Annotated in this window: 17 protein-coding genes; 11 read left to right on the top strand and 6 right to left on the bottom strand. The window is 73.7% G+C overall.

What is annotated here, in order from left to right; translation table 11 throughout:
• Positions 1–108: 108 nt before the first annotated feature.
• A complete protein-coding gene (locus AB0M28_RS28215; protein WP_365410835.1) occupies positions 109–972 on the bottom strand; it encodes an NAD(P)-dependent oxidoreductase in 864 nt (287 codons plus the stop codon).
• Between the two features lie 266 nt (positions 973–1,238).
• Here AB0M28_RS28215 and AB0M28_RS28210 point away from each other — a divergent pair, with 266 nt between their 5' ends.
• Positions 1,239–2,081: a helix-turn-helix transcriptional regulator gene (locus tag AB0M28_RS28210; RefSeq protein ID WP_365410832.1), complete on the top strand. Its 843-nt coding sequence runs from the start codon at positions 1,239–1,241 to the stop codon at positions 2,079–2,081.
• A 28-nt stretch (positions 2,082–2,109) separates the two neighbouring features.
• The gene (locus AB0M28_RS28205; RefSeq protein ID WP_365410830.1) at positions 2,110–2,946 is read left to right on the top strand and encodes a hypothetical protein; all 837 of its coding nucleotides are present in this window, start codon (positions 2,110–2,112) and stop codon (positions 2,944–2,946) included.
• Positions 2,947–2,959: 13 nt separating this feature from the next.
• On the opposite strand, the gene AB0M28_RS28200 is transcribed toward AB0M28_RS28205, so the two are convergent.
• Positions 2,960–4,378 (bottom strand): lipase maturation factor family protein, encoded by a 1,419-nt coding sequence (locus tag AB0M28_RS28200; RefSeq protein WP_365410828.1) that lies wholly within the window; start codon positions 4,376–4,378, stop codon positions 2,960–2,962.
• Positions 4,379–4,553: 175 nt separating this feature from the next.
• Between AB0M28_RS28200 and AB0M28_RS28195 the strand changes: the two genes are divergently transcribed.
• Positions 4,554–4,982, top strand: a complete 429-nt coding sequence (locus AB0M28_RS28195; protein WP_365410825.1) for an SH3 domain-containing protein — start codon at positions 4,554–4,556, stop codon at positions 4,980–4,982.
• Positions 4,983–4,992: 10 nt separating this feature from the next.
• Here the strand turns inward: AB0M28_RS28195 and AB0M28_RS28190 are convergent, their stop codons facing one another.
• Together AB0M28_RS28190 and AB0M28_RS28185 are read right to left on the bottom strand one after the other, a co-directional pair.
• Entirely contained in the window at positions 4,993–5,841 is an 849-nt protein-coding gene (locus tag AB0M28_RS28190; RefSeq protein ID WP_365410822.1) for a thioesterase family protein, read from the bottom strand.
• 11 nt (positions 5,842–5,852) lie between these two features.
• Positions 5,853–6,431 (bottom strand): TetR/AcrR family transcriptional regulator, encoded by a 579-nt coding sequence (locus AB0M28_RS28185; protein WP_365410819.1) that lies wholly within the window; start codon positions 6,429–6,431, stop codon positions 5,853–5,855.
• Positions 6,432–6,571: 140 nt separating this feature from the next.
• Here AB0M28_RS28185 and AB0M28_RS28180 point away from each other — a divergent pair, with 140 nt between their 5' ends.
• Both AB0M28_RS28180 and AB0M28_RS28175 read left to right on the top strand, forming a co-directional pair.
• Complete coding sequence (locus AB0M28_RS28180; protein WP_365410816.1) at positions 6,572–8,143, top strand: hypothetical protein; 1,572 nt, start codon at positions 6,572–6,574, stop codon at positions 8,141–8,143.
• Positions 8,144–8,180: 37 nt separating this feature from the next.
• Positions 8,181–8,495, top strand: coding sequence for a hypothetical protein (locus AB0M28_RS28175; RefSeq protein ID WP_365410813.1), 315 nt, complete (start codon positions 8,181–8,183; stop codon positions 8,493–8,495).
• Positions 8,496–8,498: 3 nt separating this feature from the next.
• Here AB0M28_RS28175 and AB0M28_RS28170 read toward each other — a convergent pair whose 3' ends face one another.
• On the bottom strand, positions 8,499–10,463 hold the full coding sequence (locus AB0M28_RS28170) for a hypothetical protein (protein WP_365410810.1): 1,965 nt from the start codon (positions 10,461–10,463) through the stop codon (positions 8,499–8,501).
• A 366-nt stretch (positions 10,464–10,829) separates the two neighbouring features.
• Between AB0M28_RS28170 and AB0M28_RS28165 the strand changes: the two genes are divergently transcribed.
• The 3 genes from AB0M28_RS28165 (at position 10,830) to AB0M28_RS28155 (ending at position 12,530) form a co-directional block, all read left to right on the top strand.
• On the top strand, positions 10,830–11,642 hold the full coding sequence (locus tag AB0M28_RS28165) for a MarR family transcriptional regulator (RefSeq protein ID WP_365410807.1): 813 nt from the start codon (positions 10,830–10,832) through the stop codon (positions 11,640–11,642).
• 78 nt (positions 11,643–11,720) lie between these two features.
• Positions 11,721–12,095 carry a roadblock/LC7 domain-containing protein gene (locus AB0M28_RS28160; RefSeq protein ID WP_365410804.1) on the top strand — a complete coding sequence of 125 codons (375 nt, stop codon included), beginning with the start codon at positions 11,721–11,723 and terminating at the stop codon, positions 12,093–12,095.
• Between the two features lie 18 nt (positions 12,096–12,113).
• On the top strand, positions 12,114–12,530 hold the full coding sequence (locus AB0M28_RS28155) for a hypothetical protein (protein WP_365410853.1): 417 nt from the start codon (positions 12,114–12,116) through the stop codon (positions 12,528–12,530).
• A 45-nt stretch (positions 12,531–12,575) separates the two neighbouring features.
• Here AB0M28_RS28155 and fdhD read toward each other — a convergent pair whose 3' ends face one another.
• Positions 12,576–13,421: a formate dehydrogenase accessory sulfurtransferase FdhD gene (gene fdhD / locus AB0M28_RS28150; RefSeq protein WP_365410801.1), complete on the bottom strand. Its 846-nt coding sequence runs from the start codon at positions 13,419–13,421 to the stop codon at positions 12,576–12,578.
• Positions 13,422–13,878: 457 nt separating this feature from the next.
• Between fdhD and AB0M28_RS28145 the strand changes: the two genes are divergently transcribed.
• From AB0M28_RS28145 to AB0M28_RS28135, 3 genes are all read left to right on the top strand, one after another.
• Positions 13,879–15,060 (top strand): ROK family transcriptional regulator, encoded by a 1,182-nt coding sequence (locus AB0M28_RS28145; RefSeq protein ID WP_365410850.1) that lies wholly within the window; start codon positions 13,879–13,881, stop codon positions 15,058–15,060.
• A 144-nt stretch (positions 15,061–15,204) separates the two neighbouring features.
• The gene (locus AB0M28_RS28140) at positions 15,205–16,779 is read left to right on the top strand and encodes a sugar ABC transporter ATP-binding protein (protein WP_365410798.1); all 1,575 of its coding nucleotides are present in this window, start codon (positions 15,205–15,207) and stop codon (positions 16,777–16,779) included.
• 80 nt (positions 16,780–16,859) lie between these two features.
• Positions 16,860–17,825: an ABC transporter permease gene (locus tag AB0M28_RS28135; protein ID WP_365410847.1), complete on the top strand. Its 966-nt coding sequence runs from the start codon at positions 16,860–16,862 to the stop codon at positions 17,823–17,825.
• Positions 17,826–17,847: the final 22 nt, after the last annotated feature.

Below are 17,847 nucleotides of genomic sequence, written 5' to 3'. Positions count from 1 at the left end.
CTTCGCCCCCGGACCCCGGGGGAGCCGGGGGCGGGTGAGCGGGGTGAGTGCGGAGCGGCGCCGAGCTTCACGGAGGCGCCCCAGGGCCCCCGCGCCCCAGGCCCCCCGCTACAGCGCCCCCGCGTCCCGGGCCGTCCACGCCGACGGGTACAGCGGGCGGAAGCCCAGCTCGTCGCGGATGCGGCGGTTCGAGGCGAGGCCCTCCCACGGGTCGGCCACCGCCGTCGGTACGGCGCCGGGGGCCGGCGGCTCGGCGCCGAGCAGTTCGTAGATCTCGTACGTCGACACCGGCGCGTCGTCCGCCAGGTTGTAGACGTGCCCCGCGACACCGGGCGCGGTGAGGATCCGCCACAGCCCCTGGCCGACGTCCGCGTGGTGCACCATCTGCAGCCGCTGGTGCGCGGGCCAGTGCGCCGCCCACCGCAGGGACGCCGCGAGATGGTCGTCGCCCTCGCCGTACACGAAGGCCAGCCGGGCGACGCGGACGTCCAGGCCGTGCTCGTCGTGCAGGGCGAGCAGCCCGCGCTCCGCCTCGATCTTCGACTCCGGGTACGCGCCGCTGAGCACGCCGTCCGCCTTCGGCTCGTCGGTCTCCAGCGCGGGGCGGCCGCGCCCGGCGCCGTACACGAGGTTGGTGCTGGTGAACACGAAACGCCCGACGCCGGCCGCGACCGCGTCGCGGCCCAGGGCCAGCGTGGCGTCGCGGTTGACGGCGAACGCCTCCTCGTCGGGCACGCCCCGGAACGCGGCGGCGACGTGCACGACGGCGTCGGCGCCGTCGAGGGCCTTGCGGCGGTCGTCCCCGTCGCGCAGGTCGCCGGCGACGACCTCGGCGCCGAGCGCGGCGAAGGGCGCCCCGCGCTCCTCGTCGCGGACCAGGACCCGGACGGCGCCGGGGCCGGCCCACTGGACGAGGCGGGGGACGAGTCGGCGGCCGACCTGGCCGGTGGCGCCGGTGACGAGGATGCGCATGGGGTGCTCCCAGGGTGTGATCGCTGTGCTGTACGTCGGTGCCGCACCTACCTGTGCCGCACGCGTCTGTGCTGCCCGTCCGTGCTGCTGTCGGTGCCGCACGTCCGTGCCGTACGTCGATCCTGTGCCGGGCGCCGCGCCGGCGGGAGAGACCTCCTCATCCGGGGACCGCCGGTCCCTGGCTGAGCGCCCGCGACGCCACCGGCCTCGTATACGGGGATCAGCAAACCCTGGATGGACTCCCCGTACCGAGCGATCCTGGAGGCGTGAACCGTACCGAGCTCGCCGACTTCCTGCGCCGCGGCCGCACCCGTCTGACGCCCGCCGACGTGGGTCTGCCGCCCGGGGCGCGGCGCCGGACACCCGGCCTGCGCCGGGAGGAGGTGGCGCAGCTCGCCGGGATGTCCACGGACTACTACACCCGTCTGGAGCAGGCCCGCGGCCCGCGCCCCTCGCGTCAGATGCTCGCCGCGCTGGCCCGCTCGCTGCGGCTCACGGAGGACGAGCGCGACCACCTCTTCCACCTCGCCGGGGAGGAGGCGCCCAGCCGCCACGACCGCGCCGACCACGTACGCCCCGGCCTGCTGCTGATCCTCGACCGGCTGACGGACCGGCCCGCGCAGGTGGTCAGCGACAGCGGCGACATCCTCGCGCAGAACCTGATGGCCAAGGCCCTCTCCGGTGACGTCCTCGCCCGCCCCGCGCCGGAACGCAACATCACCTGGCGGTGGTTCACCGACCCGGCCGCCCGCGAGCTGTTCCCGCCGGAGGACCACGAGGAGCTGGGCCGCGCCCAGGTCGCCCACCTCCGCGCGACGCTCGCCCGGCGCCCCGACGACGCCCGGCTGGCGTCCATGGTGCGCCGCCTGCGCGCCGGCAGCGCGGAGTTCGCGGCGCTGTGGGAGCAGCACGACGTGGAGGTGCGGCGCTCCTGCGAGAAGGCCTTCCGCCACCCGGTGGTGGGCGAGCTGCGGCTCGACTGCGAGGTGCTGCTGAGCCCCGACGACGGCCAGCAGCTCATCGTCTACTCCGCCCGCCCCGGCACCGAAGCGTACGAACGCCTCGAACTGCTGCGGGTGGTGGGCCTGCAGGACCTGGCGCCGCGCTGAGCGGACCGGGCCGGTAGCATCCACCCCCATGTCATGGAGGGGGAGCAGGGCCGTGCTCGCGGCCGTGGTGGCGCTGGCCGCCGCGCTGTGCGGTTCGGGGGAGTCGCCCGCGCGCGGGATCACCGAGGCCGCCGATCTGGGGCCGCTGCCCTTCGACCGCTACGAGTACTCCGCGGAGCTCTACCAGCGGTACCAGGAGGCCGAGTCCCTCCTGAACCGCCGGTGCATGGTGCGGCGCGGCCATGACGACTTCCCGCTCCACCCGGACCTCGCGTCCGGCGGCAGGGCCCTGGTGGCGGTGTCGACCACCTACGGCGTGCTCGATCCGCGCGCGGCCCGGCGCTGGGGGTACGGCTGGGATCCGGAGCGGCCGCTGCTTCCCGGGTCCGAGGGCCGGCGGCTGACGTCCGCGGAGTGGCAGGACTGGGCCGCGTGCAACGCCGAGACGTCGAAGGCGCTCCTGCGCGGCGTCGACGTGAAGGCCGACTGGCTCTACGCGACCCGGCGCACGGCTGCCGTCGAGAAGGCGGCGGCCCGCGACCCGCGCCTGCGCGAGGCGTGGGCCGGCTGGTCGCGGTGCCTGGCGGACAAGGGCTTCACGCGCTACCCCGACCCCGTCGCCGCGTACACCGACAAGGCCTGGCGGCGCGGCAGCGACGGCAACACCCGCCGCACGCCCCGCGAACGCGCCACCGCCGTCGCCGACGTGGCCTGCAAACGCGCCCTCGGCACCGCCCGGGTCTGGCACGACGTACGCGCGGAGTACCAGCGGGCCGACATCGCGAGCCGTCCCGCACCCTACGCCGCGTCCCTGCGCGCGCTGCGCGTCCACGCGGCGAACATCGACCGGGTGCTCGGCGACTGACGCGAGGGGGGCGTCAGCGGCCCACGACGTGCTCGCGCCGCACCGGGCGCAGGTACTCGCCCACCAGTGTCCGCTTCCACCAGCCCGCCCCGGCCCGCAGCTCGGCCCAGTCCGTGAACTCGTACTGGTAGAGCAGCGCCCGGATCTGTGCCGGGGGCTCGTCCGGGAACGGGTTGCGGCGCAGCAGCCGCAGCAGGTCCCGGTCGTTCTCCAGCAGCTTCGCGACCATCCCCGGGAACCATCTCGCCGCGTACGAGGGGGACATCGCCGCGAACCACATCAGCCAGTCCAGCCGCAGATGGTACGGCGCGAACTGCCGCGGCAGCCGGTGCAGGGCGGTGGGCTTGCCCTTGAACTCGTACTCCCGCCACTCGGTGGCATGGGTGGCGATCGCGTCCGCCGTCCCCTCGACGACCACCTCGTGCCGTACCCGCGTGATGCTGCCGAAGGCGCCGTACGTGTTGACCAGGTGCAGCGAGTTGAACGAGGCGTTCATCTGCTGCTCCCGCGACAGCAGGTTCCGCGCCGGCCACCAGCTGAGCACGAGCACCAGGGCCGTCACCGCCCAGACCAGCGCCGCGAACCACCCCGGCGCGTCCGGCAGATCCCGCCCGCCCACCCCCGGCGGCTGGACCACGGTCAGCGCCGGGAGGATCGTCAGCCAGTTCAGCCAGGCGAAGTTCCCCGACAGCACCAGCCACAGCTGCGTCACCACGATCGCCGTCGCCGCCCAGGTCGCCACCGGCTGCGGGGTGAACAGCAGCACGGGCAGGCCGAGCTGCGCCACGTGGTTGGCGGCGGTCTCCACCCGGTGCAGGGGCCGCGGCAGATGGTGGAAGAACCAGCTCAGCGGCCCCGGCATCGGCTGGGTCTCGTGGTGGTAGTACAGACAGGTCAGATCGCGCCAGCAGCGGTCGCCGCGCATCTTGATCAGCCCGGCGCCGAACTCCACCCGGAACAGCAGCCACCGCAGCAGGAACAGCACCAGCACCGGCGGCGCGACCTCGTCGTTGCCCAGGAACACCGCCAGGAACCCGGTCTCCAGCAGCAGCGACTCCCAGCCGAAGGAGTACCAGGTCTGCCCCACGTTCACGATCGACATGTAGAGCACCCACAGCGCCGCCCACATGACCATCGACGCCCACAGCGGTACGGCGTCCCCCGCGCCCAGCACCAGCGCGGCGGACAGCGCGGCGCCGCACCAGGACCAGCCGGCGAAGAAGCGGTCCGAGTAGCGCCAGTGGAAGACGCTGGGGGAGCCGCGGAAGGGCACCACGCGCGTGAAGCGGGGCACGGGGAGGATGCCGCGCTCGCCGATCAGCGCGCGGAACTGGTTCACGGCGACGAGGAACGCCACCAGGTACAGCGCCGCCAGACCGCGCTGGAAGAGCAGACGGCCGAGCCAGTAGCCGGAGTCGGTGAACCACGCCACACGCGTCTTCGTACCACCGATCCGCCCGCCGATGGAGATCCGCGCCGCGATGGCGTGTCGAAAGGCGTCCGGGCGCGCGGGGCTGACACCGCCGTACGGGGGCTGACGCGGCCGTAACGCCCGTCGCGGGGGCGGCGTTAGGCGGATGCCTTACGAGCCTGTGGAGGGGAGACCGATGTCCGACCGTCGTGTGCGGAACACCGTCGTCGTGACGGCCCTGATGGTCGTCGGGGTGGTCGCGACCGCGGTCTTCCACGACCCGGACGAGGCACCGCCGACCCCGAGGGCCGGCCGGGCCGCGACGGACGCCGCGGACGACGACGGGGCCCCACGTGGCCGGGCGTGCGGCGGACGCGGGGCGCCGCCGCCGTACAACCTGCACGTCCCGCCCGCCCCGTACAGCCTCCGCGCCTCCTCCGCCCGGCTGCGTGCCGCGCCGTCCCTGCGCGGGCGGATCCTGGGCCTGCTGCTGCCGCACGAGGCGTTCGACGTACGCGGGGAGCACGACGGCTGGATCCAGCTCACGGACCGGGCGAGCGGGACGACGGGGTGGGTGGACGGGCGGCTGATCGGACGGGATCCGGGGGAGGGCCGTACGTGCTGAGGCAACGCCCCTACTCGGGCAGCCGCACCCGGGCCAGCTGGCGGCTCTGGGCGACGAGGCGGTCCGCGGAGTCCCAGATCTCGGCGTCCTCCTCCAGGTAGCCGCCCGCGAAGTTGCGCGTCGAGTGCACCACCCGCAGCCAGCCCGGGGCGGGCTTCGCGCGGACGTGGACGGTGAGTTCGAGGGTGGGCGCCCAGCCGTAGATGCCCAGGTCGAAGCTGACCGGGGGGAGGATGTCGGCCGCCAGCAGCAGGAGCAGCGGATCGGGCTCGCGGCCCTCCGGCAGCCGGAACCAGCCCCGGATCTCCCCCTTCCCGGAAGGCGCGCCGACCGCCCAGCCGACGGTGGCCGGATCGAGACGCAGCTCCACCCGGCTGAGCAGCGGGGACTGCGCCCGGAACTCGGCGGGCGCGCTCTCCGTGCCGACGCACTCCTCGGGCGGCGGCAGCTGCGGCGGCTTGGCGGAGGTGCGGATGTCGTCGGTCTGGTCGTCGAGGTCGCCGAACGTCGCCATGGCCCGCAGCCTCTCGACCGGTACGCCGTCCTCGTCGGTCTGTATCAGGCTGGCGGCCCCGGTGGAGACGGTCCGGCCGCGGCGCAGGGTCTCCACGGAGACGGTCGCGGGGCCGGGGGTGGACGTGGAGAGGTAGTACGCGCTGATGGCGAAGGGGTCGGGGTGGCCGTCCGGGCCGGCGCCCAGCTCGGCGGCGAGCGCGCGGCCGGCGACGGAGAGCAGCAGCCCGCCGTTGACGCCCATGCCCACCTTCCAGGAGCCGTGCAGCTCGGTGTCGTACACGGACGGCTCGCCGGGCTTTCGGGTGACGGCGGTCTCGCGGTCGAAGTCGCGGGTGTCAGTCATCTGCTCGTTCCTCACAGGTGAAGCGCCTTGCACAAGGTGTCGTAGAGCTGGTCCATCGAGTCCGCGCCCGTCGCGTACGGCAGGGAGCCCCACGCCCACAGCTGCGCCATGCCGTGCACGCCAGACCAGACCGCGCCGGCCAGCAGCAGCGGGTCGGCGTCCCGCTGCCAGCCGGTGGCCTGCAGCTCCCGGACGCCGGTGAGCAGCGGGACGAACGCCGCCTTCGCGGCCTCGCGCAGCTCCGCGTCCTCGGGGTCGAGGAGGTCCTGCCGGAACATCAGCTGGAACATCCGCGGCCGCTCCAGCGCGAAGTCGGCGTACGCCCGCAGCCCGACCCGCAGCCGCTGCCCGGTGCCGGCGGTGTCCGGGGCTGTGGCCAGCGCGTCGTCCGTGCGCTGCCGCAGCTCGCGGAACCCGTCGGCCGCGAGGGCGGAGAGCAGGGCGGCGCGGTGCGGGAAGTGCTTGAGCGGGGCCCCGTGCGAGACGCCCGAGCGGCGGGCGATGGCGCGCAGCGTCAGGGCGTCGACGCCGTCGTCGGCCAGGAGACCGGAGGCGGCGTGCAGGAGGCGGGCGCGGGTGTCGACGGTCACGGTAGACAGTGTCTACCAGAGAGGTAGACACTGTCTACCCCGGGTTGTTTGCATGGACGGTCCGCGTCGTGTGCATGGACTCCTCGGCCCCGGCTCCCTACGGTCCTCCCGGCGTATCCGTGCGGTCGTCGGGAGGGCGCATGTCACCGTTGGCGTTCGCGGGCCGGTCGCGGCTGTCGTGCCCCGTGTCGGCGCTCGCGCTCCTCGCGACCACGCTGCTCGTACGGACCGTCCCGGCGTACGCCGACCCCATCCCGCAGGACCTGGGGCACTATCTGGTCGACCACTACACGGGCGCCCCCGCGACCGCCCGCCCGCTGACCGGCGCGGCGCAGCCGCGGCACCCCTACCTCGCGCCGAACGGGCGCGCCGGGATGCACGGCGACGGGGCGTCGAGCGACACGCATCCGTACCCGGGCCCGCTGGGGAGGTCGCCGCGGGTGACGTCCGCGGCGATGGCGCTGCTCGGCGGGGAGTGCGCGACGGTGACGTTCGACGCGGCGGGGCGGATCGTCACGGTGTGCGGGACGTTCACCGGCTTCCTGGTCAAACTGCTGGACCCGGACAGCCTGAAGACGCTCGCCGAGTACAAGCTGCCGCAGCGGCCGTCGAGCGTCGAGGCGGTCACGTCCCTCGACCCCACCAGGATCTTCAAGGACACCTCCGGCGGGGCGTACGCCTACCTCGACCACGAGGACCGCCTGGTCCTCGCCGACTCCCGCCACCGGCTGCTGCGCCTGGCCCACTCCCGGGGCCCGGACGGCGCCTGGCGCTTCACGGCCGAGGACCGCTGGGACCTCTCGCCGTACATCCCGCACGACTGCGCGGACTGGACGGACCCGTGGCCGGACGGCGACTGCGATCCGGTGACATCGGTGATGCCCGACTGGGAGGGCCGGATCTGGTGGGTGACCCGGCAGGGCCGGATCGGCACGCTCGACCCGGCGGCGGGCGCGGTGCGGCTGATCCGCCTGGCCGGGGAGGAGATCCAGAACTCCTTCTCCGCCGGCCCGGACGGCGTCTCGGTCGTCTCCGACCACGCGCTGTACCGGCTGCGCGCCGGCCCCGACGGCACGCCGCGGGTGCTCTGGCGGCGCACCTACGACCGGGGCACCGGCGGCAAGCCCGGCTCGGTGAACCAGGGTTCGGGCACGACGCCCACCCTCCTCGGCGAGTACGTCGCGATCACGGACAACGCCGACGACCGGATGCACGTCCTGGTCCACCGCCGCGACACGGGCGCCCTGGTCTGCCGGGTGCCGGTGTTCGGCGCGGGCGCCTCCACCACGGACAACTCGCTGATCGGCTGGGACCACAGCCTCGTCGTCGAGAACAACTACGGCTACGAGAACGTCACCTCGCTCACCGGCGGCCGCTCCGTCGTGGGCGGTGCCACGCGTATCGACATCCGCCGCGACGGCTCGGGCTGCGACGTGGTGTGGACGAGCCCGGTCCGCTCCCCGTCCACCGTGGCGAAGCTGTCGACGGCCACCGGCCTGCTCTACTTCTACACGAAGGAGCCCAACTCCCTGGGCGCCGACGCCTGGTACCTCACGGCGGTCGACTTCCGCACGGGCGCGGTGCGCTGGAGGCGGCTGACGGGCACGGGCATGCTGTACGACAACAACTGGGCGCCGGTGACGATCGGGCCGGACGGCACGGCGTACGTCGGTGTCTTCAACGGCCTGGTGGCGGTCCGCGACGGCGCGTGAGCCCGCCCGAGCCGGGCGGCGAAGGGGGACACCCGCCATGACGACCGTGCTCCTGCTCGGCCGCACCCACGCGGTGATCGACACCGCCCGCGACCAACTCCAGGCCCCCGGCCTGGAGATCCTCGGCGCCACGGACGCCGAAGGCGTCCGCACGGCCCTCGCGAACGCCTCCGTGGACCACGTCATCATGGGCGCGGGCCTGGACCTGGAGACGCGCCTGGCGGTGATCGCGGAGGTCTTCGGCACGACGGACGGCACCACGGTCCACATGAAGGACACCGCCTCGGGCCCGGAGGGCTTCCTGCCGTTCGCCCGCGCGCTGCTGGCCGGACTGGCGGAGTGGAAGCGCTGACCGTCAGGGGCGGTTGTGCCTGGCCAGGGCGACGTCCGCGAGGCGGCGCAGCACGGGGGCGGGGACGGCGCGGTTGCGGGCGGCCGTCTCCGCGCTCGGCGGGTGGAGCAGGAGTCTGGACAGGGTCCGCGCCGGGAGGTTCGGGTGGATGAGGGCGCATGAGCGCACGTAGTGCACCGGGTCGCTGAGGAGGCGGACCGCGTCGGCCGCGGACAGGCGGGGGTCCGTCACCGCGCGGTGGCGCACCTCGGGAGCCGGGTCGCGGGCCAGCCGGGCGACGTGCGCCGGCGTGGACTCCGGGTCGTCCAGGGCAAGGCGGCGCATCCGGGGGCCGGGGTCATCGAGGTACCGGAGTAGGTCCTCGCGGGGGAAGTTGGGGTGGGAGCGCGGGCGGTCGGGGTGGCTGAGGCTGCCGTCCCACCAGCGCCAGACCTCCATCAGCACCTCGGCCGGGGCGTCGTCGCACGACTCCGCGAGGAAGAGCCGCACGAGCCGGTCCCGGTCCCCGGCGAGGCGGGCCACCACGTCGGGCGGCAGGTGTCGCGCGCGGGCCACGCTGCGGCGGATACGCGGGTGCGAGGAGACCGACAGACGACGCATCGCCTCCGGGTCGTCGTGGAGGGCGGCGACCCAGGGGAGGTCGTGGGAGACGGTGGCGGGGTCGAATTCGTAGTGGACGGCGGCCCGCTGGTCCTCGGTGAGCTGGGGATGGACAGCGATCGCCGCACGGATCGCGTCGTCGGCGTCCTCCGCCAGCAGGGCCACACCGCGGGGGCCGAGCCGGGGGTTGTCCGTCAGGGCACGGCGAATCGCCACGTCTTCGTGTACGGCCAGCTCCGCCTCCAGCCCGGGGGTGAGGCTGCAGCGCCGAGCGGCGTCGGCGGGGGACACGAGGCTGGCGAAGACCGCGCGCGGCATGGGGTGTTCCTCATGGTGCGCCAGGAGGGCGCCTTCGCGTACGTGCTCGACCGGGTCGGCGAGGAGCCTCTCGCGCACGGGAGCGGGGAGCAACTCCCAGGCCATGCAGACCGCGCGCCGGACACCCGCGTCGGGGTCCTCGGCCAGGGCGAGCCGGTGGTGCGCGGGCAGTTCGGGGCGGGCGGCCAGCACCGCCCGGTGGGGGGTGGACATCAGGTCGTCGTACACCTCGTCGGGCAGGTCCACGCCATGGTCGCAGGCGGCTTCGGCCAGGAACGCGCGGTGCAGCGCGGACTGTTCGCCGATGACCAGCCGCCGGATCTGGTCCGGTGTCAGCAGCCGGTGCCAGGGATGGGTCAGCCTCCGCCGGAGCTTGGCGTCCGGGTGGGCGATCACCGCGTCCAGCACTTCGGGCGTACGGTCGCCGTACACGGCGTACGGATAGACCTCCAGCAGCCGCAGCACCATGTCGGGCGGCGTCGTGTTGTTGCCGCTCAGCCCCCGGATCCACTGGTCTGCCGGTACGGCTCCCCTCCCGGGCAGCGCCGCCCAGACGGCCGCGCGCTCCTCGGGCGTCTCCCGCCCCGCTGCCTCCGCGGCCTCCTCCAGGCGTGCGGTGAGCCGGTCGAGGACGGTCACGCGCGGGCCCTCGCCCCCGCGCACGATGCCGACGAGCGACTCGCCGTCCGTCGACAGGGCCACGACGGCACGGTCCGCCGTCGGGCCGGCCAGCTCCGTCAGGCAGGCCGGGCCCACCGGCGCGTCCCCCGCGGCGCGGACCCGGGTCCACAGCGCCTCGTTGCCGCCGGTATGGCAGCCGCGTACGGCCACGAGGAACTCGCCCCGGCCGTCGATCAGGTGGTGCGCCCGCGTGGGCCACCGCTCGGGGTCCGTTCCGATGGCCTCGCCCTCGGCCGCCGCCACGATCACGCCCTCGGCGATCCGCCAGGCCGCGTCGGGCGGCAGGAGGCCCTCGTCCGGATCCGTCTCGCCGACTACCGCCAGACCTACCTGTTCCAGCAGTTCGTGGAGCTGTGCCTCGTGACCCATGGGAGGTCATGCTGCCCGGTCCGGCACTGATACGACAGCCCGGATACGGCCGGGCCCCCACACCGGACCGGAACCAACCCGCCAACTGCGGTCAGCTTCTCCCCCGTGAAACGGTCTGCCCCCGCAGCGGCTGAGGCGGAAACGGGCATCGGGCGTCACTTCGCGAGATGCGTGGGCGGTTGCGGGCCGGGGGCTGCTACGAATTCACCCTTCGGGTGATGTGGCGAATATGCATACGAAATATGTGTGCGCCACATCCGTCTGCGCGAGGGGGTCACGAGAGCGATGCCGGGGATTCGTGATGCCCTCGACCACGCCGGTCGCCGGCGGCTCGCTCGGGCGCTGGCGCGGTGCTCGGCGGACCGTATGACGGGGACCCTGCGGGTCCACGGGCGGCCGGGCGGGCTGCTGCGGTTCGGCGGCGGGCTGGTCGTCGGCGCCGTCAGCCCGGGTGCTCCGGGGCTGGACACGCTGCTCGTACGCACCGGCCGCGTGGGCGAGTCGGACTGGCCGGGCACCCGGTCCGCGGCCGACGCGACCGCGGCCGAACTCGTGGCGCGGGGGCACGTGGGGCTCAGCGAACTCCAGGTGCTGCGGCTCATGGCGACCCAGGACGCGCTGTTCGCCATGGTCGCCGGGCGGATGGACCGGTGCACCGCGCAGCCCGGCCGCGATCCGGTGCCGGGAGCGGGTACGGGCGAGGAGCCCGAGCGGCTGCTGCGGGAGGCGGACCGGCGGCTGGCGGCCCTGATCGCCCTGCCGCAGGCGGTGCTGCCCGACCGCGAACGCCTCGCCGCGGTGGGGGACCCCGGGCCCGGGCTCGCCCCGGACCGCGCGCTCGTCCTGCGGCTTGCCGATGGCCGCCGGACCGCGCGCGACATCGCGTTCGTCGCCGGACGCGGGGTGTACGCGGTGACCGTCGAGGTGTCGCGGATGCTCGCCGAAGGGCTGCTGGAGCTTTCGCAGCACGACACCGCGGCCCCGTCGCCGCAGATCAAGGGGCCGGCCGACCCGATCCGGCCGCGCGGCCCCGCCCGCGACGAGCGCCGGCCCCTCGCGGCCGGACCGCTGCCCCGCCGCAACCCGGGGAGCAGCGGCATCGCGGAGGTGCTGGTCGCGGCGGGACCGCCGGCGAACTGGCGGGAGTTCCTCCGGCTCCGCGGCCGTCCGGAGCGGTGAGGCCCGGCCGGGGGCGGGAGTCCGCCGCCGGCCCTGTCGACGGGCGCAGGCCCGGCATGAAAGGGGAGGGAGTGGAACGTGGACCATGACGCGCTCATCTCGGAGATGCGCGGACTACGGGAACACGTGTCCGGGATCACGGACACAGCGGTCGCGGCAGCCGACGGAGTGCTGATCGCGGCCGACACGGCCGAGGACAAAGACGCGGAACGGCTCGCGGCCCTCGCCGCGGCGGGGCTCGGCCTCGCCCGGACGACGATCGCCGCCGCCAGCCGCGGACTCGTCAGACAGACCGTGACGACAGGCAGCCTCGGCTGCGCGGCCGTGTACGCCGTGGGCGACCTGGCCGCGATGATCGTCATCGGTGACGAGGGCCTCGACCTGAGCCGGCTCGACGCCGAATCGCGGCCGGCTCTGGAACGTATCGGCTCGATTCTCACCAAGGGAGAGTGACCAGTGGTCACCAAGCGCATGCAGCAGGGCTTCTCGGATCAGGTGGCGGCCATGGTCAAGGCCATCCGGACGGAGGCGCCCGACTGCGTCGCCTCCGGTGTCGTCGACATGTCGACCGGGATGCTCCTCGCCTACGAGACCGTCGACGCGCACCCGCCGGAGGTGCTGGACCTGCTGGCGGGGGCCACGCTCGACCTGTTCCAGGGCCGGACCGTGCTCATGATCGAGGACGTGTTCAAGGAGCGGCGGGGAGAGAACAGCGATCAGCACTACTTCCAGGAAGTCCTGGTCAACAGCGACAACATCACGCACCTGTTCGTCCGGATGACCGGCCAGCAGGACGTCGTGGCGGTCGCGGTCTGCCGCAAGGCGGTGAACGTGGGCATGCTCTTCGCCCAGGTCCGGCGGGTCGTGGGGCAGTACGCGATCGTGTGAGGGGGTGAGACGGCGGGGGCGGGCCTGCTCCTGGGCCCGCCCTCGTCACGCGGGGGCCGGCACCCCGTCGAGCAGCAGCCGGCCCTCGCCCGCGTACACGTTCATCGACGTCCCGCGCAGGAAGCCCACCAGCGTCATCCCCGTCTCCGCCGCCAGGTCCACGGCCAGCGACGACGGCGCGGAGACGGCCGCGAGGACCGGGATGCCGGCCATCGCGGCCTTCTGCGCCAGCTCGAAGGAGGCGCGGCCGGAGACCATCAGGATGGTGTCGGCCAGGGGCAGCAGGCCCTGCTGCAGGGCGCGGCCGACGAGCTTGTCGACGGCGTTGTGCCGCCCCACGTCCTCCTTCACGTCGAGCAGTTCGCCGGCCGCGGAGAAGAGCGCGGCGGCGTGCAGGCCGCCCGTACGGTCGAAGACGCGCTGGGCCGCGCGCAGCCGGTCCGGGAGGGACGACAGCAGCGCGGGCGTCAGCCCGGTCGGCCCGGCGGACAGCGGCCAGCGGGCGGTGGTCCGTACGGCGTCCAGGCTGGCCTTGCCGCACAGGCCGCAGGAGGACGTCGTGTAGACGTTGCGCTCGAGGCTGATGTCCGGGACCGGCACGCCGGGGGCCAGGCGGACGTCGACGACGTTGTACGTGTTGGAACCGTCGGCGGTCGCGCCGGCGCAGTAGACGATGTTCGCCAGGTCGGCCGCGGAGGCGAGGACGCCCTCGCTGACGAGGAACCCGGCGGCGAGCGCGAAGTCGTCACCGGGGGTGCGCATGGTGATGGCCAGCGGCTTCCCGCCCAGCCGGATCTCCAGCGGCTCCTCCGCCGTGAGCGTGTCGGGCCGGGTGCTCACCACGCCGTCCCGGATCCGTACCACCCGCCGCCGTTCGGTCACGCGTCCCATAGGTCCGATGATGCCAGAGGGGCGTTCGCCCCGGGCGTGCCGGTAGGCCGGGCGGAGGTGTCGCTTCCCCGGGCCGCCGGCGCCGCGCGCCGCAGCCGCGAAACCGGCCCGCGCCGACGCTGGTGCCGATGCCCGCCCGCGCCGATGCCCGAGCCCGCGCTGTGGCGCGCAGCCCACCCCGCCGCCCGAGCCCGCGCTGTGGCACCGCCGCCCGCCCCGCCGTCCGCACCCGCCCCACCAACCCACCCTTTGTCCTGGGGAAGGAAAAAGTCGTACTGAATCTCTGCAGAACTTCTTCCCAGCGCGGATGAGCGCTGCTACGTTCCCCGTGAAAGGTGACGCCGGTCACGTAGCGGCGGCACCCGACGTGTGGGGACGTCGAGCAGTGGTCCGGCCGGCACTGCTAACTTCCCTGCGACACATCACAGACCGGGAGGGGAGCGAAGCGGTGAGGCGTATGACGGCGCGGCCCGCGAACGCGCACCAGGCGCGACTTCTCCGCCTGCTGCGTGACGGCGGGCCGAACTCGCGGGCCCAGCTCGGCGATCAGGTCGAACTCTCCCGCTCCAAGCTCGCGGTCGAGATCGACCGGCTGCTGGAGACGGGGCTCGTGGTCGCCGACGGGCTCGCCGCCTCGCGCGGCGGTCGCCGCTCACACAACATCCGCCTCGCTCCCGCCCTCCGCTTCCTCGGCGTCGACATCGGCGCGACCTCGATCGACGTCGCCGTCACCAACGCCGAGCTGGAGGTCCTCGGGCATCTCAACCAGCCCATGGACGTCCGCGAGGGACCCGTCGCCGTCTTCGAGCAGGTGCTCGCGATGGCGGCCAAGCTGCGCGCCACGGGCGTCGCGGAGGGCTTCGACGGCGCCGGTATCGGCGTCCCCGGGCCCGTCCGCTTCCCCGAGGGCGTGCCCGTGTCGCCGCCGATCATGCCCGGGTGGGACGGCTTCCCGGTGCGCGAGGCGCTCAGCCAGGAGCTGGGCTGCCCCGTCATGGTCGACAACGACGTGAACATCATGGCCCTCGGCGAGCAGCACGCCGGTGTCGCGCGCTCCGTACGCGACTTCCTGTGCATCAAGATCGGCACGGGCATCGGCTGCGGCATCGTCGTCGGGGGCGAGGTCTACCGCGGCACCAACGGCAGCGCGGGCGACATCGGCCATATCCAGGTCGAGGCCGACGGCCGTCCCTGCGCCTGCGGCAACCGCGGCTGCCTCGAGGCGTACTTCGGCGGCGCCGCCCTGGCCAAGGACGCGGAGGCCGCCGCCCGCGACGGCCGCTCCGGTGAACTGGCCGCGCGGCTGGACGAGGCCGGAAGGCTCACGGCCACCGACGTGTCCGCCGCGGCGGTCGCCGGGGACGCCTGCGCCCTGGACCTGATCCGCGTCGGCGGCACCCGTACCGGCCAGGTCATCGCCGGCCTGGTCAGCTTCTTCAACCCGGGTCTCGTGGTGATCGGCGGCGGGGTCACCGGACTCGGCCACAACCTGCTCGCCGCGATCCGCACCCAGGTCTACCGCCAGTCGCTCCCGCTGGCGACCGGCAACCTCCCCATCGTGCTGGGCGAACTCGGCCCCACCGCCGGCGTGATCGGCGCGGCCAGGCTCACCAGCGACCACCTGTTCTCACCGGCGTAACCGCGCTCGCACCCCCGTAACGCGCACCTGCTCTCTCCGGCGTCACCGCAACCCAGCCCGCCGTAACGACAGCTCCACGAGCCGCGTCACCACCACGCAACGCCACACCGCGATCAGCCCTGCCCGAAAACAGGAGATCTGCCCATGGCAGCACCCGCACCACCCCTGCTCACGATGACCGGGATCACCAAGTCCTTCCCCGGAGTCCGTGCCCTCGACGGCGTCGACCTCGACGTCCTGGCCGGTGAAGTGCACTGCCTGCTCGGGCAGAACGGGGCGGGGAAGTCCACCCTGATCAAGGTGCTCTCGGGGGCACACCAGCCCGACGACGGCGAGATCGTCTGGCAGGGCGAGCGCACCGCGCTCCGGTCCCCGGTCGCCGCCATGCGCCTGGGCGTCGCCACCATCTACCAGGAACTCGACCTGGTGATGCACCTGTCCGTGACCGAGAACGTCTACCTCGGCCACGAGCTGACCAGCAGGGGCCTGCTGCGCCGCCGCGAGGCCCGCGCCCGCACGGCCGAGCTGCTGAAGCGCCTCGGGCACCCCGAGATACCGCCCGGCCGGATCGTCGGCGAACTGTCCGCCGCCGGCCAGCAGATCGTCTCGATGGCCCGCGCGCTGTCCCACGACGTGAAGCTCATCGTGATGGACGAGCCGTCCGCCGCGCTGGACCCCGACGAGGTCAACAACCTCTTCCGCATCGTCGGCGACCTCACCGCGCAGGGCGTCGCCGTCGTCTACATCTCCCACCGGCTGGAGGAGATCCGCCGGATCGGCGACCGCGTCACCGTCCTGAAGGACGGCCGCGCCGTGGCCCGCGGCCTGCCCGCCCGCGAGACGCCCACCTCCGAGATCGTGTCGCTGATGACCGGGCGGAACGTCGAGTACGTCTTCCCCGAGCGGCCCGACCGGGCGGCGGACGGCCCCGTCCCGGTGCTGAAGGTCGAAGGGCTCACCCGCCGAGGCGAGTTCGAGCCGCTGGACCTCGAGGTCCGCCCCGGCGAGATCGTCGGGCTGGCCGGCCTCGTCGGCTCCGGCCGCTCGGAGGTGCTGGAGACCATCTTCGGCGCCCGCCGCCCCACCGCGGGCCGGGTGTACGTCGAGGGGCGCCCGCTGCGGGCCGGCTCCACCAGCGCCGCGGTCGCCGCCGGCATCGGCCTCGCACCCGAGGAGCGCAAGTCGCAGGCCCTGCTCATGCGCGAGTCGGTGACCCGCAACGTCTCCGTGTCCTCCTTGCGCCGCTTCTCCCGCGTCGGCTGGATGGACCGCGCACGGGAGCGCACCGCGGCGCGCGAGGTGGTCCGCCGGCTCTCCCTGCACCCGGACAACCCCGACGTACCCATCCGCACCCTCTCCGGCGGCAACCAGCAGAAGGCCGTGCTCGCCCGCTGGCTGCTGCGCGACTGCAAGGTGCTGCTGCTGGACGAGCCCACCCGCGGCGTGGACATCGGAGCCCGCGCCGAGCTGTACGCGGTGATCCGCACGCTGGCCGAGTCCGGCGTGGCCGTCCTCCTGGTCTCCAGCGACATCCCCGAAGTCCTCGGCCTCGCCGACCGGGTGCTGGTCCTGCGCGAGGGCCAGGTGATCCACACCGCGCCCGGCCGCGAACTGACCGAGCACAAGGTCCTCGACCTCGTCGTGTCCTCGGGCGCCTCCGACGGCCCCGCGGACACCCCGCCCACCCTCACCGAAACCGACGGCGCGAGCCCCAGCTGACGGAAGGAAGCCGACTCGTGTTGAGCTCATCCCAGACCAGGCCGGCGGCCAAGACGGACGCCCCGACGCGTTCCGGCACCATGGCCGCCCTGTGGGAACGCGCGGACCTGCGCGTCCTGGCGCTGCTGCTGGTCCTCGCCATCCTCGTGGCCGTCGGTGCCTTCACCGAACCCGACACGTTCCTGCGCGTCAGCAATGCGCGCAACATCCTCACCCAGTCGTCGATCATCGGCGTCGTCGCCGTCGGCATGACCCTGGTCATCATCGGCGGCGGTATCGACCTCTCCGTCGGCGCGATCGTCGCCCTCGCCTCGGTGTGGGGAACCACCGTCGCCACCCAGGACTTCGGCTTCGGCGGCATCCTCTTCACCTCGGTCCTCGTCGCGGTGGGCTGCGGGCTGGTCAACGGCGTGCTCATCGCGTACGGGAACCTCGTCCCGTTCATCGCCACGCTGGCCATGCTGGCCTCGGCGCGCGGTCTGGCCGTCTGGATAAGCGACGGCAAGACACAGCGCATCACCGCCGAGAACGCCTCCGTCACCGATCTGTCCCTGCCATCGGCCCGGGTGCTGGGCATCCCGCCGCTGGTGCTGATCTTCGCGGGCATCGCGGTCCTCGGCTGGCTGCTGCTCAACCGCACCAGCTTCGGCCGGCGCACCGTCGCGGTCGGCGGCAACCCCGAGGCCGCCCGGCTGGCCGGCATCGACATCCGCCGCCAGCGCCTCTACCTGTACGTCCTGTCGGGCCTGTGCTGCGGCATCGCCGCGTTCATGCTCACCGTGCAGACGGGCTCCGGCCAGAACACCAACGGCAACCTGTACGAACTCGACGCGATCGCCGCCGCGATCATCGGCGGCACCCTGCTCAGCGGCGGCCGCGGCACCATCATCGGGTCCGTGCTCGGCGTGCTGGTCTTCACGACGATCACCAACATCTTCTCCCTCAACAACCTGCAGAGCGACGTCCAGCAGATCTTCAAGGGCGCCATCATCGTCGCCGCCGTACTGATCCAGAACCGCACCTCGCGCACCGCGGCGGAGACATGAGCCTCCTCACGCACCGCGGCGG

The sequence above is a fragment of the Streptomyces sp. NPDC051940 genome, from assembly GCF_040680895.1.
Lineage (GTDB): Bacteria > Actinomycetota > Actinomycetes > Streptomycetales > Streptomycetaceae > Streptomyces.
Note: the sequence above shows the minus strand (reverse complement) of the source record. Positions and strands in the feature narration are given on the sequence as shown.